This is a genomic window from Thalassomonas sp. M1454, from assembly GCF_007097525.1.
GTDB lineage: Bacteria > Pseudomonadota > Gammaproteobacteria > Enterobacterales > Alteromonadaceae > Thalassotalea_A.
In genome coordinates this window covers 269239-295434 of record NZ_VKDD01000004.1, presented here as the reverse complement: position 1 = coordinate 295434, position 26196 = coordinate 269239, and the positions used below count along the sequence as shown (strand labels likewise).

At 39.7% G+C, this 26196-nt stretch carries 21 protein-coding genes and 1 pseudogene; 20 read left to right on the top strand and 2 right to left on the bottom strand.

What is annotated here, in order from left to right; all coding sequences use genetic code 11:
• Window positions 1-48: 48 nt before the first annotated feature.
• Complete coding sequence (locus tag FNN08_RS11235) at window positions 49-954, bottom strand: response regulator receiver protein (RefSeq protein ID WP_185962637.1); 906 nt, start codon at window positions 952-954, stop codon at window positions 49-51.
• Window positions 955-1325: 371 nt separating this feature from the next.
• Here FNN08_RS11235 and FNN08_RS11230 point away from each other — a divergent pair, with 371 nt between their 5' ends.
• From FNN08_RS11230 to FNN08_RS11155, 15 genes and pseudogenes are all read left to right on the top strand, one after another.
• Window positions 1326-1733 (top strand): hypothetical protein, encoded by a 408-nt coding sequence (locus FNN08_RS11230; RefSeq protein ID WP_143585790.1) that lies wholly within the window; start codon window positions 1326-1328, stop codon window positions 1731-1733.
• A 170-nt stretch (window positions 1734-1903) separates the two neighbouring features.
• A complete protein-coding gene (locus FNN08_RS11225) occupies window positions 1904-2353 on the top strand; it encodes a DUF411 domain-containing protein (RefSeq protein WP_409574608.1) in 450 nt (149 codons plus the stop codon).
• Window positions 2353-3732 carry a TolC family protein gene (locus FNN08_RS11220; protein ID WP_143585786.1) on the top strand — a complete coding sequence of 460 codons (1380 nt, stop codon included), beginning with the start codon at window positions 2353-2355 and terminating at the stop codon, window positions 3730-3732. The genes FNN08_RS11225 and FNN08_RS11220 overlap by 1 nt, the downstream gene beginning before the upstream one ends.
• Complete coding sequence (locus FNN08_RS11215; RefSeq protein WP_143585784.1) at window positions 3722-5536, top strand: efflux RND transporter periplasmic adaptor subunit; 1815 nt, start codon at window positions 3722-3724, stop codon at window positions 5534-5536. The genes FNN08_RS11220 and FNN08_RS11215 overlap by 11 nt, the downstream gene beginning before the upstream one ends.
• An 11-nt stretch (window positions 5537-5547) precedes the next feature.
• Window positions 5548-8664 (top strand): annotated as a pseudogene (locus tag FNN08_RS11210) (efflux RND transporter permease subunit); the annotation flags it as partial.
• Between the two features lie 731 nt (window positions 8665-9395).
• Window positions 9396-11252 carry a 2Fe-2S iron-sulfur cluster-binding protein gene (locus FNN08_RS11205; RefSeq protein WP_143585780.1) on the top strand — a complete coding sequence of 619 codons (1857 nt, stop codon included), beginning with the start codon at window positions 9396-9398 and terminating at the stop codon, window positions 11250-11252.
• Between the two features lie 26 nt (window positions 11253-11278).
• Window positions 11279-11626 carry a copper resistance protein CopC gene (locus FNN08_RS11200; protein ID WP_143585778.1) on the top strand — a complete coding sequence of 116 codons (348 nt, stop codon included), beginning with the start codon at window positions 11279-11281 and terminating at the stop codon, window positions 11624-11626.
• Between the two features lie 18 nt (window positions 11627-11644).
• Entirely contained in the window at window positions 11645-12556 is a 912-nt protein-coding gene (locus FNN08_RS11195) for a copper resistance D family protein (RefSeq protein ID WP_143585776.1), read from the top strand.
• A 74-nt stretch (window positions 12557-12630) separates the two neighbouring features.
• A complete protein-coding gene (locus FNN08_RS11190; RefSeq protein WP_143585774.1) occupies window positions 12631-13062 on the top strand; it encodes a MerR family transcriptional regulator in 432 nt (143 codons plus the stop codon).
• A complete protein-coding gene (locus tag FNN08_RS11185; RefSeq protein ID WP_143585772.1) occupies window positions 13052-15295 on the top strand; it encodes a heavy metal translocating P-type ATPase in 2244 nt (747 codons plus the stop codon). The genes FNN08_RS11190 and FNN08_RS11185 overlap by 11 nt, the downstream gene beginning before the upstream one ends.
• A 751-nt stretch (window positions 15296-16046) precedes the next feature.
• Window positions 16047-16661: a transcriptional repressor LexA gene (gene lexA / locus FNN08_RS11175; RefSeq protein ID WP_143585770.1), complete on the top strand. Its 615-nt coding sequence runs from the start codon at window positions 16047-16049 to the stop codon at window positions 16659-16661.
• Between the two features lie 469 nt (window positions 16662-17130).
• Window positions 17131-18666 (top strand): cytochrome c oxidase subunit II, encoded by a 1536-nt coding sequence (gene coxB / locus FNN08_RS11170; RefSeq protein WP_409574607.1) that lies wholly within the window; start codon window positions 17131-17133, stop codon window positions 18664-18666.
• A gap of 12 nt (window positions 18667-18678) precedes the next feature.
• Window positions 18679-20268 (top strand): cytochrome c oxidase subunit I, encoded by a 1590-nt coding sequence (ctaD, locus tag FNN08_RS11165; protein ID WP_143585768.1) that lies wholly within the window; start codon window positions 18679-18681, stop codon window positions 20266-20268.
• Between the two features lie 14 nt (window positions 20269-20282).
• Window positions 20283-20864 (top strand): cytochrome c oxidase assembly protein, encoded by a 582-nt coding sequence (locus FNN08_RS11160; RefSeq protein ID WP_143585766.1) that lies wholly within the window; start codon window positions 20283-20285, stop codon window positions 20862-20864.
• Between the two features lie 17 nt (window positions 20865-20881).
• Window positions 20882-21769: a cytochrome c oxidase subunit 3 gene (locus FNN08_RS11155; protein WP_143585764.1), complete on the top strand. Its 888-nt coding sequence runs from the start codon at window positions 20882-20884 to the stop codon at window positions 21767-21769.
• An 81-nt stretch (window positions 21770-21850) separates the two neighbouring features.
• On the opposite strand, the gene FNN08_RS11150 is transcribed toward FNN08_RS11155, so the two are convergent.
• Window positions 21851-22063, bottom strand: coding sequence for a DUF2909 domain-containing protein (locus FNN08_RS11150; protein ID WP_260679328.1), 213 nt, complete (start codon window positions 22061-22063; stop codon window positions 21851-21853).
• 67 nt (window positions 22064-22130) lie between these two features.
• On the opposite strand from FNN08_RS11150, the gene FNN08_RS11145 reads away from it, so the two are divergent.
• The 5 genes from FNN08_RS11145 (at window position 22131) to FNN08_RS11125 (ending at window position 26194) form a co-directional block, all read left to right on the top strand.
• On the top strand, window positions 22131-22895 hold the full coding sequence (locus FNN08_RS11145; RefSeq protein WP_143585762.1) for an SURF1 family protein: 765 nt from the start codon (window positions 22131-22133) through the stop codon (window positions 22893-22895).
• Between the two features lie 82 nt (window positions 22896-22977).
• The gene (locus tag FNN08_RS11140) at window positions 22978-23535 is read left to right on the top strand and encodes a hypothetical protein (protein ID WP_143585760.1); all 558 of its coding nucleotides are present in this window, start codon (window positions 22978-22980) and stop codon (window positions 23533-23535) included.
• Complete coding sequence (locus FNN08_RS11135) at window positions 23535-24557, top strand: COX15/CtaA family protein (RefSeq protein ID WP_143585758.1); 1023 nt, start codon at window positions 23535-23537, stop codon at window positions 24555-24557. The genes FNN08_RS11140 and FNN08_RS11135 overlap by 1 nt, the downstream gene beginning before the upstream one ends.
• Window positions 24558-24565: 8 nt before the next feature.
• Window positions 24566-25510 carry a heme o synthase gene (gene cyoE, locus FNN08_RS11130; protein ID WP_143585757.1) on the top strand — a complete coding sequence of 315 codons (945 nt, stop codon included), beginning with the start codon at window positions 24566-24568 and terminating at the stop codon, window positions 25508-25510.
• Between the two features lie 42 nt (window positions 25511-25552).
• Window positions 25553-26194, top strand: coding sequence for an SCO family protein (locus FNN08_RS11125; RefSeq protein ID WP_143585755.1), 642 nt, complete (start codon window positions 25553-25555; stop codon window positions 26192-26194).
• Window positions 26195-26196 lie beyond the last annotated feature (2 nt).

Below are 26196 nucleotides of genomic sequence, written 5' to 3'. Positions count from 1 at the left end.
TACTCTACTTTGTTATTTGTCGCAATTGATTAGCAGCTTGTTAAGTGTTTACAAATCATAATACGCCTTAACCGCATCTTTAATAACATCTGTTGCTACGGAAATACCTACCTTCCAAGTTCCATCTTCTGCCTTTTTAAGGTTTTCTAGAAGCCATTGTTTGGCTCTAGTTCCAAACGGTTCATTAGGTGAAGTAGGCTTTTCTGATTCTACAATTTGAGCTAGTTCCCTAGCTGAGTCACTTGATATCCCATTAGTTTCAAGTTGTTTTTCTAAGGCTGCACAGTCACCTACTAATTTTTTGTTGGTAACCGTTTGAGTGTTGCCGCTCCCAACCACAATCGTAGTGTTATCACCAAAAATTGCACTTTTAAAGAGATTTTCCGCATCGATGTTTTCTATTCGATCTTTTACTTGGCTGTCATCAAGTTCGTTAGGGAATTGATCTTTTAGCTCTAATACAAAATCAAGAAGGCGAGATCTAACTTGAATCAGTATTTGTAGTACGCTATCTGGACTAATTTCTGACCAAGCTTTTTCTATTTGATAACCATTACCCAACCCTTTGCCAAGAAGACTATAAGCTTCCATTGGGATATGAGCTTGAAGGTGGCCAGAATTTTTTTCAGCAAACTTCTCTAAGACAGCCAGTGACTGTTCCATTTTAGCTGTTTCAAGAGTGTTTCTGTAATCATCTTTAAGGTGTCCCATTGGGATATGCTGAGATGTCGCTTGGTACGCACCATTGGATGCGTTAACTAACACCTGTGCATGCAAAACTCGATAGTCTGGAACAGAGTCCCTATCGGAGTAACCGTTTAACTCACTGTTAACCCAAGGAACTAACTCTTTTTGACCAATTTTATGAAGTAACACTTTTGTTTTAAACAAAGCATCACTTAATTTACCATTTTCAGCACTAAGAATTTCAACAATGTCATCAATTAGCTTCACTAGTCACTCTCTAAATATATTTGATTACCTGATCGAAGTTCAGGTCTATTTTAAACTTGCCTTTAGACTAAAACAGTATTTATAAACTATGTTTTTAGTCCTTCTAGGTTTGTAAACTAACCATACATGATGTTATTGTAATCACACAAGTTTTTAGTGGTCGTCACAGGCTGCTTAGAGCGAATTTGAGACAGTCACTATAGTTATAAACTATTGGCAGTTTTTACAAAGCGGACGCTCCACTAACGCATTTCTTCCCCAAAGTGCGTTAACTTAAAAAACTCTATTGCTTGATGTTGCCTTAAAAGGGTAGTGATTTACTTTTCGACTCAAATGGCTTAATCTTAGCTAGAGTTTTACTTGGGATTTATATGTTCAAATCACTGTCAAAAGTTTTAGTAGTTGCCGCTATGCTAATTGCCTTTTTAGGGCAAGCATTGGCGTATTCTTCTATGTCTTGCGAAATGTCTGGTGATTCACATGAATCTCATATGAACATGAACCATGATTCTATGAACCATTCAAGTATGGACCACTCTGATATGAGTCATGCATCGATGAATCATTCTTCTGTTGACCAAAGTGGTCAGCAAAATCATGAAGAGTGCTGTGGTTCAGATTGCGTATGTCCTGTCAGCGCATGTACAAACATCAGTATTGTTGGCTCTGAACCTAAAACAGCTTATTTGGCTCGTTTAAGCGAAAGTGTATCTTTCCAGCCTATTAACCAAACTAAATCAATTCCCACTTCTTTATATCGTCCACCGATTTTTGCCTAACACAGGACTAGTGCGTCTGCTTTACTTGTAAAAGCGCTACTTTTCGCACACTTTCTCAATAAAACGTTAAACCTCAAACGAACATCCTTTGCGAAGTTTTGTTTGAAATAATCCAGAGTTATCTGGGGGCAAAAATGATTATCAGATTTTTTAATATCGCATTGTTTGCAATGCTTTTACCTCTATTCGCACAAGCTGAAGAGAAACGACAAAACGAAAAATTATTCGAACTATTGGTTTATAAAACCCCGACCTGTGGCTGCTGTAAAAAGTGGATAAGTCATATTGAAGATGAGGGTATTGTTGCTCATTCAAAAGACTACCGCAGTATAAGTTCTATCAAGAATAAATATGGTATTAAGCCAAACTACCGCTCTTGCCATACTGCCGTGAGTCGAGGTGGCTTTGCCTTTGAAGGCCACGTTCCAGCTAAATTTATCAAAAAATTCTTAACTGAAGAACATCCAAATGCTATAGGTCTATCTGTACCTGCCATGCCGCTAGGTTCACCAGGTATGGAAGTAGAAGATAAATTCCAGCCTTATAAAATACTTATTTTGTATAAAGATGGCAGCAGCGCTGTATATGCTGACGTCAACAGCTATCAGGAGCAATTCTAATGCTAAACGCTAAATTGAGCAGTAAGAAGAAGATTTTATTTTTACTCACAGCAATTGTTGGTTTTCAGGCTAATGCTAATAATGTATTAAGTTTTGAGCAATTAATTCAATTAGCTCACCAAAATGATCCTTGGCTAAAAGGTAATAAATATAAGCAGTCGGCAGTTGAAGCGAGAAGCACAGCTTCTTCTACGTTACCTGACCCACAAATCTCTATTAGTGCAATGAATTTACCAACAGATAGTTGGGATTTTGATCAAGAGCCAATGACTCAGCTTAAAGTGGGTGTGAGCCAAATGTTTCCTCGTGGGGATACATTAACGTTAAAGAATGCACAGTTAAAAATAGAAGCTAGTAAGTTTCCATATCAAAGAGAAAATAGAGAAATACAAGTCACAAGGCAGATAAGTCTATTGTGGCTTGAAGCTTATCTTGCACATAAAACGATTGAATTAATTAACAAAGATAAATCGTTATTTGAGCAAATGATAGATATTACCAAAGCCAGTTATTCATCTACTGTAGGAAAAACTCGTCAGCAAGATGTTATTCGTGCCCAATTAGAGCTGATAAAACTTGATGAACGGATCCTTATTCAGAAACAAAAACTTGAGTCTTTATCTTCTGCTTTTTATCAATGGATATACAGTGAAAATCACGGTACTGCCAACCCCAATATAGCAATGCATAATATTGAGTTTAACATTGCTGGTAGTCTTTCTTATTTTACGAAAGGTTATGAAAAAACAATAAACCTTCAACAACTTACGCCTAGTGAACTTGCCCATTTATTTGCTTCACACCCATCCGTATTAGCATTAGATAAGCAATTAAAAGCAGCTCAGAAAGGAGTGGAATTAGCAAATCAGCAATATCAACCTCAGTGGGGGGTAAATGCAAGTTATAGCTATCGAGATGATTCACCTGATGGTATGGAAAGGTCTGATTTTTTCTCTGTCGGTGTAACCTTTGACTTACCACTATTTACTGACAATAGGCAAGATCAAGAAGTTAAAGCCTCAATAGCAGAGTCTGAAGCAGTAAAAACTGAAAAATTGCTAGTAATAAGAAATATGATTGGTGAGGTTAAAAGGGAGCAAAGTAATTTAACTAGCTTGATAAAGCAGCAAAAATTATATGAAACGCAACTACTCAAACAAACCCATGATCAAGCAGAGGCTTCACTCACAGCATACACCAATGATGATGGTGATTTTGCAGAAGTAGTGAGAGCCAGAATCAGCGAATTAAATGCCACCATTGCAAAAACTAAAATTGATGTAGAGCTATTAAAAAGCGTTGCTCGATTGAATTACTACTTCAGCAGCACAAATCAAGCAACAAACCTTAGTAAAAAGGATAATCACTATGCCTATTAATTCAAAAACACTTATTACACTTGCTGTAGGTGCAGTCATCGGCGCTGGTAGTTATTCTTTATTTGCACCAAGCCATTCAAATAATTCAGAAAGCACAGCAGATTCTGGAGAGAAGAAACCTTTGTACTGGGTTGCTCCTATGGACTCTAATTATCGTCGAGATAAACCGGGCAAATCTCCTATGGGGATGGATCTTGTGCCCGTTTATGAGGAAGACAGTAGCGGTGATGAACATGGACCAGGTGCGGTAACTATTGCACCGCATGTGGTGAATAACTTAGGGGTTAAATCCACCAAAGTCGAAATAGGCACATTAGCTAAGCACATAGCAACGGTAGGTTATGTTCAATATGACGAAGATAAGTTAGTTCATATTCATCCTCGCGTTTCAGGTTGGATTGAAAAGCTTTTCGTCAAAGCAGAAGGTGATCCCGTTGAAAAAGGGCAAGCTCTTTACACCTTATATTCGCCTGAACTAGTTAATGCACAAGAAGAATTTCTCATTGCTGTAAAGCGTAATAATCAAGTTCTGGTTACTGCGGCTAAAGAGCGCTTGCAAACATTGCAATTATCAGAAAACTTTATCAACCAATTACAGAAAACTAAACAAGTTAAGCAAAGTATTACTTTTTATGCGCCGCAATCTGGCGTGTTAGATGGCTTGAAAATCAGAGAAGGGTTTTATGTGCAGCCGGGCAATACATTAATGAGTATTGGCCAATTAGCGCAAGTTTGGGTTGAAGCCGAAGTATTTGAACGTGATGCTGCTTTTGTTTCTCAAGGTTTACCCGTTGATATGACATTAGATTATTTACCCGGTAAATCTTGGCAAGGAGAAGTGGACTATGTTTATCCAAGCCTTAATGCACAAAACCGAACGCTAAGGGTGAGACTCCGCTTCGATAATCCAAATTTAGAACTCAAGCCGAACATGTATGCACAAATTAGCATCCAAGCTGAAAGTAACACTGCATCTGTTTTAGTACCCAAAGAAGCCGTTATTCGTACAGGTAAGCAAGACCGTGTTGTATTGGTATTAGGTGAAGGTCAATACAAGTCAATTGCTGTCACGCTTGGAGCGGTTGAAGCCGGAAAAGTTGAGATTTTAGAAGGCTTAACTGAAGGCGATAAAGTTGTTACCTCTGCTCAATTCCTGATTGATTCCGAATCTAGCAAAAATTCTGACTTTAAGAGAATGACACATGAAGAAGAGCCAGAATCTGTCTGGATGGAAGGAGAAATAAATAGTGTCATGGCTGGGCATAGAATGGCCAATATTACGCATGGTCCTGCGGATGCTTGGGGGTGGCCAGAAATGACCATGGACTTTATGGTTGGTGACAGTGTCGATATTGACGCGTTAAAAACTGGTCAAACACTGCACTTTGAAGTGAGCAAAACTGACGATGACGGCTATGAAGTAACAGGTATTCATATTATGTCTGAGCCTAGTGACAACCATACCCAAACAGAAAGCAATATATCGTCAGCGACTGTTAACGGTGTTATTAACTCAATAGATAGTTCAACGCGTATTATCAATATTAGCCGTGAAGCTATTGAAAAATGGAGTAGACCAGCGGCAACACTGGACTTTGTCGCCAATGAAACTATTGACTTATCGACGCTTTCAATCGGGCAAGAGATCAATTTTACCTTTGAAATACATGATGATTTTATCATTGTGGAAATTAATGACGCTGAAGATCATACGATGAACCATGATGGACATGAAATGGATCATAGCCAACATAATACATCGTCTGATAAGCAAAACGATGCTAATAAACACCACAATCACTAGGTAATATTGACATGATAGAACGTATAATTCATTGGTCAGTATTCAATCGCTTTTTTGTGATGCTGGCCACCTTAATAATCGTTGGCGCAGGTTTATTCGCTTTTAAGAATACACCTGTTGATGCGATCCCTGATTTATCTGATGTACAGGTAATTATTAAAACTTCTTACCCGGGACAAGCACCTCAGGTAGTAGAGGATCAGGTTACTTATCCTCTTACCACCGCAATGTTATCAGTTCCCGGTGCTCAAACAGTGCGAGGCTATTCCTTTTTTGGTGACTCGTATGTTTACATTATTTTTGATGATGACACTGACCTTTATTGGGCACGGTCGCGTGTACTAGAGTATTTATCGCAAGTAGCACCGAGTTTACCTCCTTCAGCTAAGCCACAACTTGGCCCTGATGCAACAGGCGTTGGCTGGGTTTATTTATATTCACTCGTTGATAAAACTGGTCAGCACGACATCAGTGAGCTACGCAGTATTCAGGATTGGTTTTTAAAGTATGAATTGCAAACCGTAGATGGAGTCTCTGAAGTAGCGGCTATCGGCGGTATGGTGAAGCAGTATCAGGTCATGGTGAACCCTGATAAGTTGCGTGCTTATGATATTCCATTAAGTTTAATTCAAACAGCGATTAAACAAGGTAATCAAGAAGTTGGCGCATCAGTGGTAGAAATGGCTGAAGCTGAATATATGGTGACGGCATCAGGCTATATACAGTCAATAGATGATTTAGAAGCTATACCACTTGGCTTAAATGTTAATGGCACACCGCTTTTATTAGGTGATATTGCCGACATTAAGCTTGGCCCTCAAATGCGTCGTGGCGTTGCAGAGCTTAACGGTGAAGGTGAAGTTGTTGGTGGTGTTGTGGTAATGCGCTTTGGCGAGAATGCCCAAAAGACCATTGATGGCGTAAAAGCAAAGCTCAATGAATTAAAACGTGGTTTACCTGATGGTGTAGAAATAGTTACTGTCTATGACCGCTCAGGTCTTATCGAGCGTGCAGTTGATAACCTTTGGTCTAAATTAATTGAAGAATTAGCCGTAGTTGCGATTGTTTGTGTCGTATTCTTGTTTCATGTTCGCTCCTCAATTGTTGCGATTGTCAGTTTACCCTTAGGCATATTGGTTTCATTTATCATTATGTACTTTCAAGGGATTAACGCCAACATTATGTCCCTAGGTGGCATTGCTATCGCCATTGGTGCTATGACCGATGGTGCAATCGTGATGATAGAAAATATGCATAAGCATATGGAGAAGACCCCACTCACTAATGAAAACCGATGGCAAATTGTGGCAAAAGCTGCAAGTGAAGTAGGTCCTGCCTTATTTTTTAGCTTGTTAATTATTACCGTAAGTTTCTTACCTGTATTTATTTTAGAAGCCCAAGAAGGCCGCATGTTTGCGCCATTAGCGTATACCAAGACTTATGCTATGGCAGCATCTGCTGGTTTAGCCATTACCTTAATACCTGTACTGATGGGCTATTTTATTCGAGGTAAAGTCGTTTCAGAGCATAAGAACCCGGTCAATCGAGCATTAATCGCTGGTTATAAGCCGTTGTTAAAGTTGGTCTTAAAATTCCCTAAAGGCACTATCGTTGCAGCCCTTTTAGTTACTTGGGTTGGCTTTTCGCCACTTGATAAGATTGGTAGTGAGTTCATCCCGCCACTAGATGAAGGCGATTTGATGTATATGCCTACTACTTATCCAGGTATATCAATTGGTAAAGCAAGAGAGTTATTGCAACAAACCGATAAACTCATTGCCTCCGTACCGGAAGTTAAAAATGTCTTTGGTAAAGTTGGTCGAGCTGAAACGGCAACAGATCCAGCCCCTTTAACCATGATTGAAACTTTCATTCAATTAAAGCCTCGTGAGCAATGGCGTGAAGGCGTTACTACAGAAAGCCTAAAGCAAGAGTTTGACAAACTTGTGCAATTTCCAGGCTTAACCAATGCTTGGGTAATGCCTATCAAAACACGGATTGATATGCTTGCCACAGGTATAAAAACACCTGTTGGTATAAAAGTAGCTGGTAGTGATTTGGCTGTTATTCAGGATATTGGTCAGCAACTTGAAACGGTTTTAAAAGATTATCCCGGTACAGCGTCTGTATATTCTGAGCGTGTTGCCGGAGGTCGTTATATCAAAGTTGATATCGACAGAATAAAAGCTGCTCGTTATGGATTAAACATTGCTGATGTTCAACAAGTGGTAGCGACAGCAATAGGTGGCATGAACGTTACCCAAACCGTTGAAGGGTTAGAGCGCTACCCTGTAAACCTTCGCTACCCACAAGACTACCGTGACTCACCTGAAGAGTTACAAAAACTTCCAATTGTAACCCCTAAAGGGCAGCGAATTGCTTTAGCTGATGTAGCTAATGTGTATGTTGAAGATGGGCCTCCTGGGATAAAAAGTGAAAATGCCCGTATTAACGGTTGGACATTTATAGATATCGACGGCGTTGATATAGGTAGTTACGTTGAAGGCGCTAAAACTAAAGTCGCTAATGAAATAGATCTGCCAGCTGGTTATTCAATTACTTGGGCTGGGCAATATGAATATATGGAGCGGGCACAAGAGAAACTCAGCTACGTATTACCATTAACGCTAGCTATTATCATAGTATTGCTTTATTTAAATTTCAGAAGCTTTGCCGAAGTTGCCATTATCATGGGAACACTACCACTTGCCATGATTGGTGGTATTTGGTTGATGTACCTTGAAGGCTTTAATTTCTCGGTTGCTGTTGGGGTTGGCTTTATCGCTCTTGCAGGTGTTGCAGTTGAAATTGGCGTCATCATGTTGGTGTATTTAAACCAAGCATACAAAGAAGCCGCTGAAAATGCTAAAGCAGAAGGCCGGGATTTTGACCATAAAGCATTAACCGAAGCCATCATGCAAGGTGCTGGTCTACGTGTTCGCCCTGTGATGATGACTGTTGCCACCATAATTATTGGCTTAATGCCTATTTTATATGGTACGGGAACAGGCTCAGAAGTGATGAGCCGTATCGCAGCACCTATGGTAGGAGGTATGGCTAGTGCGGTTGTTTTAACATTATTAGTATTACCTGCGGTTTATTTACTATGGAAAAGCCGCTCATTACAAAGCAAAAGTACACCTCCTTTTAATTTATTGAAATCCAGCCGTAAATATCACAAATGGATAATGGCGTTTATTGGCGTACAGTTCCTGTTTTGGTCTATTACAGGCTTATATATGGTGAGCATGGATATTCACCATATACATGGTGAAAACTTAGTAAAGAATCAAAACCAAACACTTGAGCTGAGCGAGGTTAACTTCACTACAGCTTCTTTAATCGAGGATTTTCCAGAGGCTAAAAATATCTCTCTAGGTAAGCTTTTGGATAAGCAAGTGTATCGTTTTACCAATGGGGATGAAGGCAAAGTAGCGGTAGACGCAAATACTGGTGACGTTATACCTCAGATTGACGAAACCATGGCCAGAAAAATCGGCAACTATCACTATGCCGGTTCGGAGCAGGTTGAAGCATTAACTTTAATGACTTCAGCAAATGAGATGCCAGCGGAATTATCACCTAGACACCTACCGTTTTGGCAGATCAAGTTTGAAGGGCTCTCTTCGCCTACGTTGTATGTAAATCAAAGTACAGGAGCTGTAGTGGCCAAAAGACATGACTTTTGGCGACTATTTGATTGGATGTGGCGTTTTCATATTATGGACTATGACGACGGTGAAAATGTCTCAAACTGGTTTTTGTTGCTAGTTGCGTCGCTAGGACTTTTAGCCGCATTGACTGGTGCTGTACTGACTTACTACCGTGTAGCAGCGCCAAATAAAAGTGAGGCGGTTTAATGTCATTTATTAAATCAAGCAAAACCCTCCATAAGTGGCTTTCTTTAGTGGTGGGTATTCAATTACTTATTTGGTTGGGAACCGGCGTTTATTTCAATTTGATGGATCATCATAAAGCAGGTGGACATGAATATCGTGTTCATTCTCATAGTGACCACAAGTTATCTGCGTTTGAACTTAAACCAGTTTCTCTCGTTGGTGACTTGTCAAAAAAAATTCAGCCGATAAGTGTAAAACTGATATGGATACTGGAGCACCCATACTATCATTTCGTTTACCATGCGGGCCAACACAGTTACCAGAAAAGCCGTTCTGAATTATTCGATGCTGTAACGGGAGAACCTTTTAAGCTGTCTTCGTCTCAGGCGTTAATCATTGCCCAGCAATCATACTCTGGCCCAGGACAATTGTTGAAACCTGAACTATTACAACCTCCATTTGACGACTATGTTGCTCAACAAAATCCGATGTGGAAAGTTAACGCTGAAGATGACAACAACACAACCATCTACCTAGATGCAGTGACAGGTAAAGTACTTCGACATGCTAATGACGATTTCAGACTTAAAGACCTGATGATGACGCTGCACTTTATGGACTATGGGAGTTCAGGTGGCTTTAATCATTGGTGGATAATTGTTTTTTCCATATGTACCTTACTTTTGTCAATTACAGGCGTTATTTGGTTAATCCAGTTATACAAGAATGGATTACTAAGGTTGAGCTGGCATCAAAGCAATCAAACAGTTGCTGTGATGTTTGCTGAGGCGGGAACAAGCTGTGATATTTTAGCTTCTGAAAGTCATTCAATTCTTGAGGGGTTAGCTAACTCGCATGTTTACTTGCCTTCTAGCTGTGGAGGCGGTGGCACGTGTGCTAAATGTGTGTTTAAGAGCGAAAATGACCTTCCTCCAACGTCTGCTGAAACAGAACAGCTAACTGAAGAAGAATTGGTTCAAGGTTACCGACTAGGCTGTCAGCATACTATTTCAGAAGTTGATTCTGTGGAGGTCATGTCCAGTAACGCAATTGAAACCCACGAATTAATGGTCGTTGCATCACAGTTCATAACCCCATTCATCAAGGAAGTGAAATTTAAGGTTAAGTCTGGCAATCCACTTACATACAAAGCGGGTGCCTATATGGAATTTGGCATACCAGCCGGTATGAATAATTTGCGCCCAAATGATATGCCCAGAGCATTTGAAAAATACTGGAGCGAATATACTCACGGAAGGTTTAGCCACAGTGGCGCAAGCCGTCATTACTCCTTAGCGAATTTTGACCAAGAAACCGATGAACTAACGTTCAACATACGTTGGCAAACCAGTGAGGATGGCCAAAGAGCGGGTATTGGATCTTCGTATTTAGGGGCACTTGAAGTGGGTGAAACAGTAACGGCTAGAGGTCCATATTCTGATTTCTTTGCAATGTCCCAACCCAATAGCACTAACAAACATCGACGTATTTTTATTGGGGCAGGTTCAGGTTTAGCCCCTTTGAGAGCCATCATTTTCGAAGAATTGAAAAAGCACAACCATCAAGACGAGATGATACTGATTTATGGTGCTAGAACGGAAGAAGACTTGTTATACCAAAGTGAGTTAGAAGCGTTAGAGCAGAGCCATGACAATTTCATTTATATACCAACATTATCAGCACCTTCACCAGAGTGGAAAGGTAATCGAGGTTACGTACAAAAAGCATTGATGAAGCAACTCAGTGAAAATGTGCAGCCTTTCGCTACTGAGTTTTATCTGTGTGGGCCTGCGGCAATGATGGAGGAAGTTGAAAACATGATCCTAGATATTGGTGTGCCTTCACAGCTTATATTTAAAGATAAATTTACTCGTTAATTCATAAAGTATAAAGAGGTGAAAATATGAATACATTAATCAAGATTATTATGGTCGTAATTATGACATTTAGCGTGAGTGCGTTAGCTCATGTCAGTTTAAAAGCGTCTATGCCTACAGATAATGCAATGCTAATGAAGTCTCCAGAGATCTTATCTTTGATCTTCACTAAAAATGTAAAGATCGTAAAGTTGTCACTTAAAAATAAACAAGGAGAAAAGATTAAATTTGGTTTTAAGCCAACGAAAGAGTCAAACAGTGAATTCTCATGGAAACTCCCTAAATTGGCACCTGCAAATTACATCGTTGAGGCCACGTTTTTAGGTAAGGATGGCCATAAAATGAAAGAAAGCTTTGGCTTTATGGTTCATTAATTTGGAGTGATAAATTCGATGGAAATGTATATCTGGAGTACGCTAATTGTACTGTCAAAATTTTCGTTTTACCTTGGCTTTGTAAGTATCGCTAGTTATACATTTCTTGGACAAGTTATTGAGCAAACCCAGCAGAAAGCTCAACAGAAAACGGCAACAACACGTTCGACATTTTTAAAGCTAATCAATGGTTCGATTTTTGTTGGGCTCGTTGCTAATTTTATATGGTTCATAGCTAGCACAGGCGCAATGGCCGAAGACGGCATCAGAGAAGCTCTGGATAGCGACATGATTGAGCTCATGTGGGATTCCTCTATTGGCGAAGTAACGTTTTACCGTTCCATTGGCTTCTCAATTGCAATATTTGCATTTGTTTTGTCTGTGCATAGCAAACCTACCAAGGTTAACCGCTATGTACTTGGCTTACTTTATATGTGCAGTTTGCTACTACTGGCATACTCATTTTCAGTATTGGGACATGTCTCCGAATTAGCGTGGCTAGAAAGAATAACGTTAATTCTTCATGTTCTTTTAATCGCATGGTGGATGGGGGCGTTGTTACCGTTGAGGTTGGCTTGTAGCGTTTTAGCGCATAATGAGCTTTTTATACTAATGGGAAAATTTGGCAAACAAGCCGTTTCTATGGTGATACTGATAATTATTGCAGGCCTTTGGTTATCGATTCAGCTTGTAGGCAGTATTGACGCCCTTGTGACTACTTCTTATGGACAAGTCCTTCTTTTTAAATTGATTTTAGTTAATTCAATTTTATTACTAGCAGCGATGCACAAATTTAAGCTAGTTCCTGCACTTAAGAATTCAACCGGCAGAGAAATGTTATCTAAATCTATTTCTATTGAAATAGTGATAGCGCTCGCCATTTTATTAACTACGTCAGTACTAACCAGTTTGTTTGGTCCTGAAAATTAAACTACTTGACCTGTGTCTTACACACAGGTCTACACTCAACTTAACTACTCAAATATTTTAAGTTGCGAGGTCTTATGAAAGTGTCCGAACTAGCCAAGGCTTATGGCACAACGCCAGATACAGTAAGGTATTACACGCGTTTGAAATTGCTTAATCCTATAAAGTCGGAAAATGGCTACAAATATTATCCGCCCACAGAGGTTTCTCGATTCAAGTTTATCTTAAGTGCAAGACAACTTGGTTTTTCGGTGTCTGATATTAAGCAAATAGTTGATGAGGCTGGTCATGGCAAAGCTGCATGCCCACTCGTTCGAGCGCTTATTAAAGAGCGGTTAGCTGAAACAGAAAAACAATTTCAGGCAATGCTAACGTTACGAGAAAATATGAGCAGAGCCTTAGAACAATGGGAATGTAAAGAGGATAAAGCGCCAACATCAACGATGGTTTGCCATCTTATAGATAGCTTCGAGCCTGTAAGTACGGAGGAACCAAGTGATGAAAAATAAAGAAACTAGCCAGCAACTTATCATCGAAGGTGCTGGTTGTGCTAGTTGTGTTGGCAAAATTGAGTCGGCAATTCAATCAACTGAGGGAGTGATTTCAGCTGAAATGAACTTTGCAGATAGAACTGTGATGGTTTCTGGCACAGCACACGCAAGTGAGTTAATCCAAGCGGTTGAGTCGGCTGGCTATAATGCAAAACTATTGGATACCTCCAAAACCGATCAGATCTTGGATGAGAAAGAAGCTGCTGATTGGGAGTATTACAAGAAGTTACTGCGAGATACTTTTATTGCGCTGTCTCTAGGTATTCCACTAATGATTTATGGATTGTTCATTGGTGAGATGACCGTTGTTACAACAACAGAAAGAATATCATGGCTTATTGTAGGTATTGCCACTTTAGGTGTGATGTATTTTTCAGGCAAACATTTTTATATTGGTGCATGGAACAGTTTCAAAAATCACTCTGCCAATATGGATACACTTATTGCGTTAGGCACAGGCACAGCTTGGATTTATTCAATGGTTGTTGTGCTTTCACCTGACGTACTTCCCTTAATGGCTCGCCATGTATATTTCGAAGCTACAGCAATGATCATTGGGTTAATCAACTTAGGTTTAGCACTTGAACTAAAAGCACGGGGCAAGACATCACAAGCTATAAAACGTTTGATTGGGTTGCAAGCAAAAACGGCTATTGTTATTCGAGACAATAAAGAGGTTGAAATAGGCATTGAACAAGTCTTAGAGAACGACGTTGTAAAGGTTAAGCCTGGCCAAAAAATTCCTGTAGATGGTGAAGTCGTGGACGGTCATACAGCTATAGATGAGTCAATGCTGACAGGTGAACCAATACCTGTTGAAAAAAATGTGAGTGATCTGGTAGTGGCTGGAACACTTAACAAGTCAGGCTTGATCTTTTTTAGAGCTACACGAGTTGGAAAAGACACTGCGCTTGCTCAAATTATTAATATGGTAAAGAAAGCACAAAATTCAAAACCACCTATTGGTCGCTTAGCTGATGCTATTTCAGCTTATTTTGTGCCAGCTGTGATGATAATTTCTGTGTTAAGTGCTTTAGCGTGGCTCAACTTTGGTCCTGATCCTGCGATTGCATTTGCTACTGTTTCTGCGACAACAGTTTTGATTATTGCTTGTCCATGCGCATTGGGCTTAGCAACCCCTATGTCAGTTATGGTTGGCGTTGGAAAAGCTGCTGAGGCGGGTGTGTTAATTCGCAATGGTGAAGCATTACAAACAGCGTCAAAAGTTACGGCAATGATTTTGGATAAAACAGGCACGATTACAGAGGGCGCTCCTAAAGTTACAGATATAGTCTTAGCAAATGCCACAGATGAAAAGTCAGTGCTTCAGTTAGCTGCCAGTTTAGAAAATGGCTCTGAACATCCTCTTGCAGAAGCAATCTTAGAAAGTGCTGCTCTGAAAAAAATCGAACTATTAAAAATTCAATCATTTAAAGCGATTACAGGCCAAGGTGTTACAGCAACATGCGAAGGAAAGTCGCTATTGTTCGGCAATGCTAAATTGATGGCTGAAGAAGATATAGACCTGACTGGATTTGTAGGAAGAGCACAATCTCTGGCGAAAGAAGCTAAAACTCCAATGTACTTTGCTGTTGATGGCGAGTTGGCAGCAATTATCGCAGTGGCAGACCCTATTAAACACGACTCAATTTCTGCCATTAAAAGACTGCAAGCAAGCGGTATTAAAGTGATTATGCTGACTGGTGACAACAGAGAGACAGCAGCGGCGGTTGCGTTAAAAGCGGGGATCTCGGAGTTTTACGCAGAAGTTCTTCCTGAAGATAAAGCGAGTAAAGTTAAGGAACTTCAGAACTCAGGTGAAGTTGTTGGTATGACTGGAGACGGTATCAATGACGCTCCAGCATTGGCATTAGCAGACGTTGGTTTTGCAATAGGAACAGGTACTGACGTGGCCATTGAAAGTGCCGATGTTACTTTAATGAGGGGCTCTTTACATGGCCTTGCAGATGCTATTGCAGTGAGTAAAGCGACATTAAAAAATATAAAACAAAACTTATTTGGCGCTTTTATATACAACGTTGCAGGGATCCCTGTGGCGGCAGGCGTGCTTTATCCTGTATTCGGCATCTTACTGAGCCCCGTTATTGCTGGTGCTGCTATGGCGTTCTCTTCACTAACGGTAGTTTCCAACGCAAATAGATTACGCTTATTCAAATCGAGAGAAAGTTAGGAGTTGATATGTTGATAGCGAATATAGTTGGTTTGGCGACAATCGCTCTTATTATCTGGTGGTTTTGGCTGTATAAACCTGATGTATAAAAATAGTTGTTAGTGGTTTGGCTTAACTCGTTTTTGTTCAAAAGTGAGTTGGCCCAACGTCCGCAGTTGCGATTGAGTTGAAAATGTTAACGTACGCCTGAATGACCGTAGATGGCACTTAGGAGACATAGCAACATGCAAAATTTGCACATTGGGTGAGATGTTCCGATTTGGTACATGTGATGTTCGGTGATTCTAATTATATCGAATTCGCCATAATTAAAACTTTACCACAAAGTACCTTTGGTTCCATTTGCATATTAGTACATTCGTCTTTTTCAGGCTTGCCACATAGCATACACGAGTTGGTGCAAAAAATGCACCTACTGAAAAGTTCACTGTGGCCATATAAGATACAAACAGCTGCGCTTATCAGCTATATTATGTAAATTAACTGCCATTACCTCGATTATAAATCGTTTCTTCATAACGTAAACTTTCTCTGAATAAGTGTATTTAATATAAATCACCAAAACAAATGCTTACGACGATATTTCTCTTAGCATAATCCAAATTTGACTTAAAAAAAAAGTTTCACCCCTCTGGATTAAATTTCAAATGAAACTGGATCCCACAATCTATTTTTATAATAAGTAGTTGCGTTTCTTTTCTAGCTGTATATACTGACAGTATATTGTACTGTACAGATAAACAGGAATGTTATGCGTCCACTTACCGCTCGCCAACAACAGATATTTGATTTAATAAAAGAAAAGATCGCCGAAACTGGTATGCCACCAACTCGTGCCGAAATAGCTGATTTTTTTGGATTCAAGTCTGCCAATGCTGCCGAAGAACACTTAAAAGCTTTAGCTAAGAAAGGTTTCATTGAAATGTTGCCTGGCACTTCTCGAGGCATTCGCCTTGCAGAGGAGCATGCGGAAGAAGAAGGTTTGCCATTAATTGGCCGTGTTGCTGCTGGTGAACCAATTCTTGCTACTGAGCATGTAGAAGAGCATTACAAAGTCGACGGTACATTATTTCATCCAAATGCCGATTATTTATTGCGCGTTAATGGCGAGAGCATGAAAGATATTGGTATTTTAGATGGCGACTTACTCGCTGTGCATCAAACTACGGATATTCATAACGGTCAAGTGGTTGTTGCTCGTGTTGATGACGACGTAACAGTTAAGCGTTATAAGCGCGAAGGCAATGTGGTTTACTTGCATGCTGAAAATGAAGATTTTTCACCAATCGTAGTTGATTTAGCTTCGCAACATTTCAATATTGAAGGCTTAGCCGTTGGCGTAATACGAAACGCTGATTGGATGTAGTCTCCGTTATAAAAACCTGTATACATTTTAACCAAATAATTCAGGCTTAATTTTGTACAAAATTCAGCCTTTTTTTATCTCTACACCCCGCTATATTTCTTAAATCCCTTTAAAAACAAGAGTATTTACTCTATCTAAATTATTGAAATTAATTTACTAATTTTTAACAAAGAACTAGATATTGTTCAAAATTTAGGTAATTCTAGAGTAGGAAGTAAACAAAAAATAAAGTTATTAAAATAAAAATATGCGCTAAATCTACCACTTCCTTCTGTAGATTTGTTGTACGTAAACTAATTATAAAAATAAATTACGGAAATAAGAGACATTAAAACAGCGAACAAAACTAAACTGCATTAACTCCATATTCTTTTCATCAATTGAATTAATGCACTTTGGCTTATTACTGGATAATGTATCTGTACTTTTTTCTGTATTTTCTAGGCTAAATAAGCAGAGGAGATGTTGAGTGAAAAGACGTAACCTAGGTTGGCTGTTGTTGGGAAGTTTAATTTCCAGTTCAGCTTGGGCAGATATGCCATTGAATTTGACTAAAGGTGTGACCGATGTCAGCCAAGAAGTCTACGATTTGCATATGTTGGTAATGTGGATTTGTACCGTTATAGGCATCTTAGTATTTGGTGCTATGTTCTGGTCAATGATATTCCATCGTAAATCTAAAGGCGCTAAAGCCGCCACTTTCCATGAAAGCACTAAAGTAGAAATACTTTGGACCGCTATCCCAATTTTAATTCTTATCGGTATGGCTTGGCCAGCAACCACGACCTTGATCAAAATGGAAGATAACAGTGAATCTGCTATTACCATCCAAATCACAGGTTCTCAGTGGAAGTGGCATTATAAATACTTTGATCAAGGCATTGAATTTTACAGTGTTTTAGCTACACCTAAAGAGCAATTCAATGATCATGACGGTAATGGCGACACTAAAGGTGAAAACTACTTGTTAGAAGTAGATAAGCCTCTTGTTATTCCTGTTAACCGGAAGGTTCGTTTTTTAATTACCTCTGATGATGTTATCCACGCATGGTGGGTACCTGCATTTGCCGTTAAACAAGATGCTAACCCTGGTTTTATTAATGAAGCTTGGACCAAAGTTAACGAAGTGGGTATTTACCGCGGCCAATGTGCTGAGTTATGTGGTAAAGATCACGGCTATATGCCAGTTGTTGTTGATGTGCGTAGCGAAGTTGATTATGAGCTTTGGATTAATGAGCAAAAACTTGCCATTACTCAAGCCAAAGCAGCTGAAGCACAATCATTAAATGCATCTGTGCCTATGGATGAAATGATGGCTTTAGGTGAAACAACCTACGCAGCACATTGTGCAGCATGTCACCAACCTTCAGGTAACGGTTTACCGCCAGCATTCCCTGCTCTAAATAAAAGTGCAATTGCAACCGAGGCATCACGCTTAAACGAGCACATAAGTGTTGTTTACACTGGTCGCCCAGGCACAGGTATGCAAGGTTACGGCAAGCAACTTAGCTTAAAAGAAATTGCAGCGGTTGTTACTTTTGAGCGAAATGCTTGGGATAACAAAACTGGCGATAACGTACAAGCAAGTGATGTTAATGCGGCAGTTAGTGGGGCAGCAAGTGCAGCTCCGGTTGTTGAAGCTGAACCTGTAGCTGAACAAGCTCCGGCAATTGATACAGCTGACGTAAAACTTGATGATCTATCGATGACCGACTTAATGGCTAAAGGTGAAGAAGTTTATCTAGCCAAGTGTGCAGCGTGTCATCAAGCAAATGGTGCTGGTCTACCGCCGGCTTTCCCTGCCCTAAAAGGTAGTGCAATGGTAATGAACGATGTTAATGCACATATTGACATGGTCAAAAATGGTAAAGCAGGCACTGCAATGATGGGCTTTGCTGCGCAGTTATCTCCACAAGAGATGGCGGCAGTAATTACTTATGAACGTAACGCTTGGGGCAATAGCACTGGCGATATGGTTCAAGCTAGTGCAGTAGCAAGCAAATAAGGGGGAATGATTATGACTACAGCAACAGATACAATCGATGCTCATGACGAACATCATGATCATAAAATGACCGGCCTCAAACGTTGGTTATATACAACTAACCATAAAGATATTGGTACCCTTTATCTGTGGTTCTCATTCATTATGCTGCTTACTGGCGGCGCAATGGCTATGGTAATTCGTGCCGAGTTATTCCAACCTGGCTTGCAAATTATCGAACCAGACTTCTTTAACCAAATGACTACTGTTCATGGTTTGATCATGGTATTTGGTGCCATAATGCCAGCCTTTACCGGCTTAGCTAACTGGATGCTACCTATGATGATCGGCGCTCCAGATATGGCGCTACCACGTTTAAATAACTGGTCATTCTGGATCTTACCATTTGCCTTCGGTATTTTATTATCGTCGTTGTTTATGGAAGGCGGCGGTCCAAACTTTGGTTGGACATTCTACGCCCCTCTTTCAACAACCTATTCAAATGGTAGTACAGCATTTTTCGTATTCGCCGTGCATATTATGGGTATCTCATCAATTATGGGTGCTATTAATATCGTGGTAACGATCATGAATTTACGTGCGCCAGGTATGACCTACATGAAGATGCCATTATTTGTATGGACATTCTTTATCACTGCATACTTATTGATAGCGGTAATGCCTGTTTTAGCCGGTACTGTGACTATGGTATTAACCGATACGTACTTTGGTACCGATTTCTTCAACGCCGCCGGTGGTGGTGACCCGGTAATGTTCCAGCATATATTCTGGTTCTTTGGTCACCCTGAAGTTTACATTATGATTTTGCCAGCCTTTGGTATTGTTTCCACCATAATTCCTGCGTTTGCTCGCAAGAAACTGTTTGGTTACAGCTCGATGGTTTATGCAACATCATCAATTGCGTTCTTGTCATTTATTGTTTGGGCGCATCACATGTTTACTACAGGTATGCCATTAGCTGGTGAACTGTTCTTCATGTACTGCACCATGTTAATTGCGGTGCCGACCGGGGTAAAAGTATTTAACTGGGTAGCAACAATGTGGAAAGGCTCTATGACCTTTGAAACGCCCATGTTGTTCTCATTGGCCTTTGTGATTTTATTCACCATTGGCGGATTCTCGGGCTTAATGCTAGCCATGACTCCTGTGGATTTCCAATACCATGATACCTATTTCGTGGTCGCGCATTTCCATTATGTACTGGTTACCGGCTCGTTATTCTCTATTTACGCTGCGGCTTATTACTGGTTACCAAAATGGACCGGTCATATGTACAGCGAGAAATTAGGTCGATTCCATTTCTGGTGTTCACTAATTTCAGTAAACCTATTGTTCTTCCCAATGCATTTCTTAGGTCTTGCTGGTATGCCTCGCCGTATTCCAGATTATGCCCTACAGTTTGCTGACTTTAACAAGTGGGTAAGTATTGGTGGTTTCGCCTTTGGTTTATCACAATTGATCTTCTTAGTGTTAGTGATCAAATGTATACGCGGCGGTGAAAAAGCGCCTGCCAAACCTTGGGATGGTGCTGAAGGTTTAGAGTGGGAAGTTGATTCGCCAGCACCTTACCATACGTTCTCTACACCACCAGAAATTAAATAAGAGACACACTTTACATGGATAAAGATAAAGTACAGCCGACAGATGAAAACCTGGATAAGCAAGTAAAAAAAGGCGTGACTAAACTAGTCTTGACTGTTTTTGCGATGTTCGCTTTCGGCTTCGCTTTAGTGCCTTTGTACGATGTATTTTGTGATATTACCGGGTTAAATGGCAAAACAGCTGACACTGCCGCCACTTACAATGCTGATGGCATTGATACTTCCAGAACCATTAAGGTGCAATTTATTAGCCGAACTGCGCAAGGCGCAGCTTGGCAATTCAAGCCTGAAATGAATTCAATTGAAGTACACCCTGGGGAAATGAAATTTGTAAAATTTTACGCTAAGAATGAAACCGGACTACACGGTGTTGCGCAAGCAGTTCCTTCAGTTTCTCCTGGCTTAGCCGCTAACTATTTTCAAAAAATAGAGTGTTTTTGCTTTAATCAGCAACCACTACAAGCGAGCGAAGGAGCTTGGTTACCACTGCAGTTTTACGTGGACCCAGACTTACCAGAAGAATTTACTGAAATCACACTGTCTTATACGTTATACGACATAACTGCTAGCACACCATCTAGTCAAGAATCAGACTAAGGCGTAGGGGAAAAACAATGACAACAAAAACAGAAAAAGAATACGAAAGTTATTACGTTCCAGACGCAAGCCACTGGCCTATTGTTGGTGCGGTAGCATTATTTTTAATCGCAATTGGCGCTGGTAGTTATGTCGCTAACATCAAAACAGGTGAAGGCATCGGTGGCTGGGTTTTACTCGCGGGCATTGCCTTAATTATTTACATGATAGTTGGTTGGTTTTCTAATGTAATCAACGAATCGATGGAAGGTAAATACAGCGCGCAAATGGATAATTCATTCCGCCAAGGTATGAGTTGGTTTATCTTTTCAGAGGTAATGTTTTTTGCCGCCTTCTTCGGCGCATTACTCTACGCTCGTGTATTTGCGGTACCATGGCTAGGTGGTGCTGGTAATAACCTAGAAACCTTCCAAGTATTATGGCCTGAGTTTCAAGCGGCATGGCCATTAACAAAAACACCAGATGGCACAACTACTGAAGCTATGGGTTGGGGTGGATTACCTTTATATAACACCATTTTACTTATGACTTCATCGGTAACGGCTCACTTTGCCCATGTTGCCTTAGAGCAAAATAAACGCGGCGCATTAAAAGTTTGGTTAGGTATCACCATATTATTAGGTTTAGCCTTCTTAGCTCTGCAAGTAGAGGAGTATATTTATGCATACTCATCAATGGGGTTAACCCTAGCTAGTGGTATATACGGTAATACCTTCTTTATGCTAACCGGCTTTCACGGCATGCATGTAACGTTAGGTACCATAATGCTTATCGTGATGTTTTTTAGAGTATTAAAAGGCCACTTTACCCCAGATAACCATTTCGCTTTCCAAGCCGCTAGTTGGTATTGGCATTTTGTTGATGTGGTATGGGTACTGCTGTTTATCTTTGTCTATATTTTATAGCAATAAAAAACGGTGCTTAGCTTTGCTAGCACCGTTTAATTTTTCAACTGAGTGATTGCTTAATTTAAAAAACATACATCGTTAGTAAGGTCTTGGGTTTGGGGTAATAAACCCGGTGACTATACCAATAAGTAAAATCAGTACAATAAGCCCTGATAGCAATACACGCCGACCAATATATTTAGACATTCTAGGCGCATCAGGATCATTTTTGTTCATGATAAACATCGCTTTAAATAAGTTAAATATCATAAACACAAGCGCAATCAAAATCGCAATTTTATAAAGTTCCACTCGAACTCCCAAAGTTGTTTATTAAAAGCATATTCGTCTGCTTTTGTAGTTATAACAAGTTTTAGTAATGAAAGAATTAAAATCTGAACATCTACTGCTCACCATTTTAAAATCCTGGCATTGGCCATGGGTTATCTTTACCTTGCTTGTATTTTCAATATTAATCAAGCTTGGATTATGGCAAGCAAGTCGAGCTAATGAAAAACAACTACGTTTAGATCATATTCAAAACTTAGTTAGCACTAAAGCGATAGACTTAACTACCCTGCTTTCTTTAAATTCTAACAGCACTACAGATCCTGAAATAAATGATTTACCAGTACGTATTAGCGGTGAATTTAATAACCAACAAAAGTTCTTACTCGACAACCAAACCAATAATGGTCGTTTAGGTTATCGGGTTGTGCAAATATTTAATGACACGCAATCGAACAAGTCAGTGTTAGTTAATTTAGGTTGGGTACAAGGCTCGATTAACCGTAGTGAACTCCCTGATTTAAAAGACTTTACCGGCATACAATCACTGCAAGGTAATGTACGTATTATTGAGCAAGGCATAGTACTAACTGAGCAAAAACTTACAACAGAGCAATGGCCAGTTCGAATTCAGCAAATTGACATCGCACAGATTTCACAATTAATTAACAAACAACTCTTGCCCTTTGTTGTGTTCTTAGATAAAAAAGAAGACATAGGTTATGAAAAAAACTGGCAACCGGTCGTGATGCCGCCAGAAAAACACCAAGGTTACGCAGTGCAATGGTTTTCATTAGCAGCGGCTTGGCTCAGTTTAATGATTTGGGCTGGTTTTAAAAACAGAGTAAAAGATTAAAGCAAAAAGTTTAAACACAAGAAAACACCGAAAATAAATTCAAGATTAACGTTTAGAATAAAAACAATAAAAAGGTAAATTCATGAGTAGTAAACAACAACAGCAATCGAGGAAAACTCTAGTATTAGTGCTGTTAGCATTCATTCTTCCGATCTTATTAGCAAAGCTCGCTTTAGATAATCAATGGTTTAATTATGGTGTTACTAACCAGGGTGACCTAATTGAAAACCCGTTAACTTTGAATGAAGTTGGTATCGACCCACTCGCAAACAAACAATGGCTGGTCATTTATAATTTACCTGATGACTGCCAGCAGCAATGTTTACTTACCCTTAAGGGAATTGAAAATAGCTATTTAGCACTCGGACGTGAAACGCCAAGAGTAACGCCAATTGCAATCAGCAACTCACCTTTTAATGCTGAACAATTAAAGTTAGTGAATCAGCAACATTGGAAAATTATAAGCACCCCAGCTGATACTAGCAAAACCTTATCGACTAAATTTATTTATGTTGCCGACCCGCTTGGCAATATTGTTTTAAGCTATCCAGAGCCAACAACAGAAGCCGCTATTCCTGAATTTGGTAAAGCCATGCTTGCAGACTTAAAGAAAGTATTAAAGTATTCGAGGATTGGCTAATGCATAATTATATTGAAGATAAAAAAGCTGCGGTAAGTACTCGTAAAATAGTCTTTGTGGCCATATTACTCGCTCTAGTCGTTATCACCTTAGGTGCATATACGCGCTTAACTCACGCAGGTTTGGGCTGTCCTGATTGGCCAGGCTGCTACGGTTTTCTTGATGTGCCTGAGACCTCTGAAAAAATTGCCATTGCCGAACAAGCATTTCCCGAAAGACCTGTAGAGCCAGAAAAAGCTTGGAATGAGATGATACATCGCTATTTTGCCGGCACTCTTGGTTTAGTAATTGGTTTAATATTTATTATTTCATTTAAAAATCGCCAGCATGGTACGCCGCTGTTCTTACCTATGTTGTTGTTAGGTACAGTCATATTTCAAGCGGCCTTAGGGAAATGGACCGTAACTATGAAGCTGATGCCCATTGTAGTTATGGGACATTTGTTAGGCGGTTTTATTACCCTTTGTTTATTGTATTTACTGTACTTACGGCTCAAACCTTATCGCATCCCAGGAGGCGATTATTCACTACAAAAATACCAAACATTTGCCATTATCGGCATAATAATACTCGGCTTCCAAATTGCTCTTGGTGGCTGGACTTCATCAAATTATGCCGCATTAGTTTGTACGCAATTACCTATTTGCCAAGACGGATGGTTAGAGCAGTTAACGTTTGCCAATTCATTCGATTTAATACCTCCTGAGCGTGATACCTATGAGTTTGGTTATTTAAACCATGCTGAGCGAATTACCATACATGCCGTACATCGCATAGGCGCAATAATAACTAGCGTATATTTAGCTTGGCTGGCTTTCTCGATTTTTAGCAAAGCACAATCAAGTTTCTTTAAAACCAATGCGGTTATTATTGGCTTACTTTTAACTTGCCAGGTTGCACTTGGCGTAAGCAATATCGTATTTAGTTTACCTTTAGCAGTTGCGGTTAGTCACAACGTTGTAGCCGTTATTTTAATGTTAAGTTTAATCACCTTAACCTATAGCTTAAAACGAAAAATATAGGGTTGAATATGAGTAAAGTAATAACAGACATTGAAGCCGTTGAGCTTGAAAAAGCAAATAAAGAAACAAGTGTTGATACTAGTCCAGTATCATGGCGAGAGTATTACGAAATAACCAAGCCTAAAGTAGTCGCATTACTCGTATTAACAGCATTAGTGGGTATGAGCTTGTCGGTACCAGGCGCTATTCCTTGGCAGGTATTAATACCAGCTATGTTAGGTATTGGTTTATTATCATCCGCTTCAGCGGCAATTAACCATATCGTTGATCAACGTATCGATGCCATTATGGCAAGAACTCATAACCGCCCACTGCCAAATGGTCGCATAAGTAATTCTCGTGCGATTGCCTTTGCCACCGTTTTATCAATAACCGGCTTTGTTATTCTCTATACCCTAATTAACCCTTTAACCGCATGGTTAACATTTTCAGGTTTAGTAGGTTACTCGGTGATTTACACCATGTATTTAAAACGCGCTACACCACAAAATATCACCATTGGCGGTTTAGCTGGTGCCATCCCTCCTCTTCTTGGTTGGACGGCAATGACCAATGAAATACATCCGCATGCATTATTGTTAGTATTATTAGTGTTTGTGTGGACACCACCTCACTTTTGGGCGTTAGCTATTCATCGCCGTGACGATTACGCCAAAGTAAATATCCCGATGCTACCTGTTACCCACGGAATAACCTTCACCAAAACACAAATCTTACTTTATACCGTTTTATTATTTGTCGTTGGCTTAATGCCATATTTAGTCGGCATGAGTAGTTGGATATATTTAATCGGTGCCTGTGTATTAAATTTAATGTTTTTTGCTTATGCATGGAAACTAAAATTCAACGCAGAAAGTGACACAGCAATGAAAACATTTCGTTTTTCCATTGTGCATTTAATGGCATTGTTTGTAATATTGTTGGCAGATCATTATATTTTGCCAAGTGCTTAATTCAGAACCCGACTTCAATATATTTAGGATATAAAAACTCAGATGAATAAAATTCTTATCGCAATTTTGGCCTTAGTCTCTGCTGCCATCGGAGTATTTGTATATCAAACACAAGTTGCTAAACAGCAACCTGAGCATGCCTTGCTTTATCAAAAAGCTAGGCCATTAGCGAACTTTGAATTAACTGATCACAACGGTAATAGTTTTACTAATGAACAATTGCGCGGTAAATGGACGTTGTTTTTCTTCGGTTATACTTCCTGCCCAGATATTTGCCCGGTGACATTACAAGAGCTCAATTATATTTATCCCGAGCTAAAAGAAATCACCGATAACAAAATACAGGTTGCGCTAGTTACCGCCGATCCTAAACGTGATAGCCAAAAGAAATTAAACAGTTACATACGTTACTTTAATGAAGAGTTCATCGCCCTGCGTGGCGGTCATGAAGTGCTATACCCATTTGCTCGCAATATTGGATTGATGTATGCAATTGTTGAAGACAGCACCGAAGAAAACTACTTAGTTAATCACAGTGCATCAATCGTGCTAACTAACCCTAATGGTCAAATTCATGCGATATTTAAACCAACGCAAGTTAAACCAACAGATATTCCAACCATAAATTCAGAGATAATGCTTAGCGATTTTGACAAAATTTATCAGATCAGCGAAGCAAATTAACC

Coding starts and splice junctions, on each gene's coding strand:
- FNN08_RS11215 (WP_143585784.1), top strand. CDS start 3,722: ATGCCTATTAATTCAAAAACACTTATTACACTTGCTGTAGGTGCAGTC.
- FNN08_RS11195 (WP_143585776.1), top strand. CDS start 11,645: ATGGAAATGTATATCTGGAGTACGCTAATTGTACTGTCAAAATTTTCG.
- FNN08_RS11160 (WP_143585766.1), top strand. CDS start 20,283: ATGGATAAAGATAAAGTACAGCCGACAGATGAAAACCTGGATAAGCAA.
- ctaD (WP_143585768.1), top strand. CDS start 18,679: ATGACTACAGCAACAGATACAATCGATGCTCATGACGAACATCATGAT.
- FNN08_RS11205 (WP_143585780.1), top strand. CDS start 9,396: ATGTCATTTATTAAATCAAGCAAAACCCTCCATAAGTGGCTTTCTTTA.
- FNN08_RS11155 (WP_143585764.1), top strand. CDS start 20,882: ATGACAACAAAAACAGAAAAAGAATACGAAAGTTATTACGTTCCAGAC.
- FNN08_RS11190 (WP_143585774.1), top strand. CDS start 12,631: ATGAAAGTGTCCGAACTAGCCAAGGCTTATGGCACAACGCCAGATACA.
- lexA (WP_143585770.1), top strand. CDS start 16,047: ATGCGTCCACTTACCGCTCGCCAACAACAGATATTTGATTTAATAAAA.
- FNN08_RS11200 (WP_143585778.1), top strand. CDS start 11,279: ATGAATACATTAATCAAGATTATTATGGTCGTAATTATGACATTTAGC.
- cyoE (WP_143585757.1), top strand. CDS start 24,566: ATGAGTAAAGTAATAACAGACATTGAAGCCGTTGAGCTTGAAAAAGCA.
- FNN08_RS11230 (WP_143585790.1), top strand. CDS start 1,326: ATGTTCAAATCACTGTCAAAAGTTTTAGTAGTTGCCGCTATGCTAATT.
- FNN08_RS11220 (WP_143585786.1), top strand. CDS start 2,353: ATGCTAAACGCTAAATTGAGCAGTAAGAAGAAGATTTTATTTTTACTC.
- FNN08_RS11185 (WP_143585772.1), top strand. CDS start 13,052: ATGAAAAATAAAGAAACTAGCCAGCAACTTATCATCGAAGGTGCTGGT.
- FNN08_RS11125 (WP_143585755.1), top strand. CDS start 25,553: ATGAATAAAATTCTTATCGCAATTTTGGCCTTAGTCTCTGCTGCCATC.
- FNN08_RS11225 (WP_409574608.1), top strand. CDS start 1,904: ATGCTTTTACCTCTATTCGCACAAGCTGAAGAGAAACGACAAAACGAA.
- FNN08_RS11140 (WP_143585760.1), top strand. CDS start 22,978: ATGAGTAGTAAACAACAACAGCAATCGAGGAAAACTCTAGTATTAGTG.
- FNN08_RS11135 (WP_143585758.1), top strand. CDS start 23,535: ATGCATAATTATATTGAAGATAAAAAAGCTGCGGTAAGTACTCGTAAA.
- FNN08_RS11145 (WP_143585762.1), top strand. CDS start 22,131: ATGAAAGAATTAAAATCTGAACATCTACTGCTCACCATTTTAAAATCC.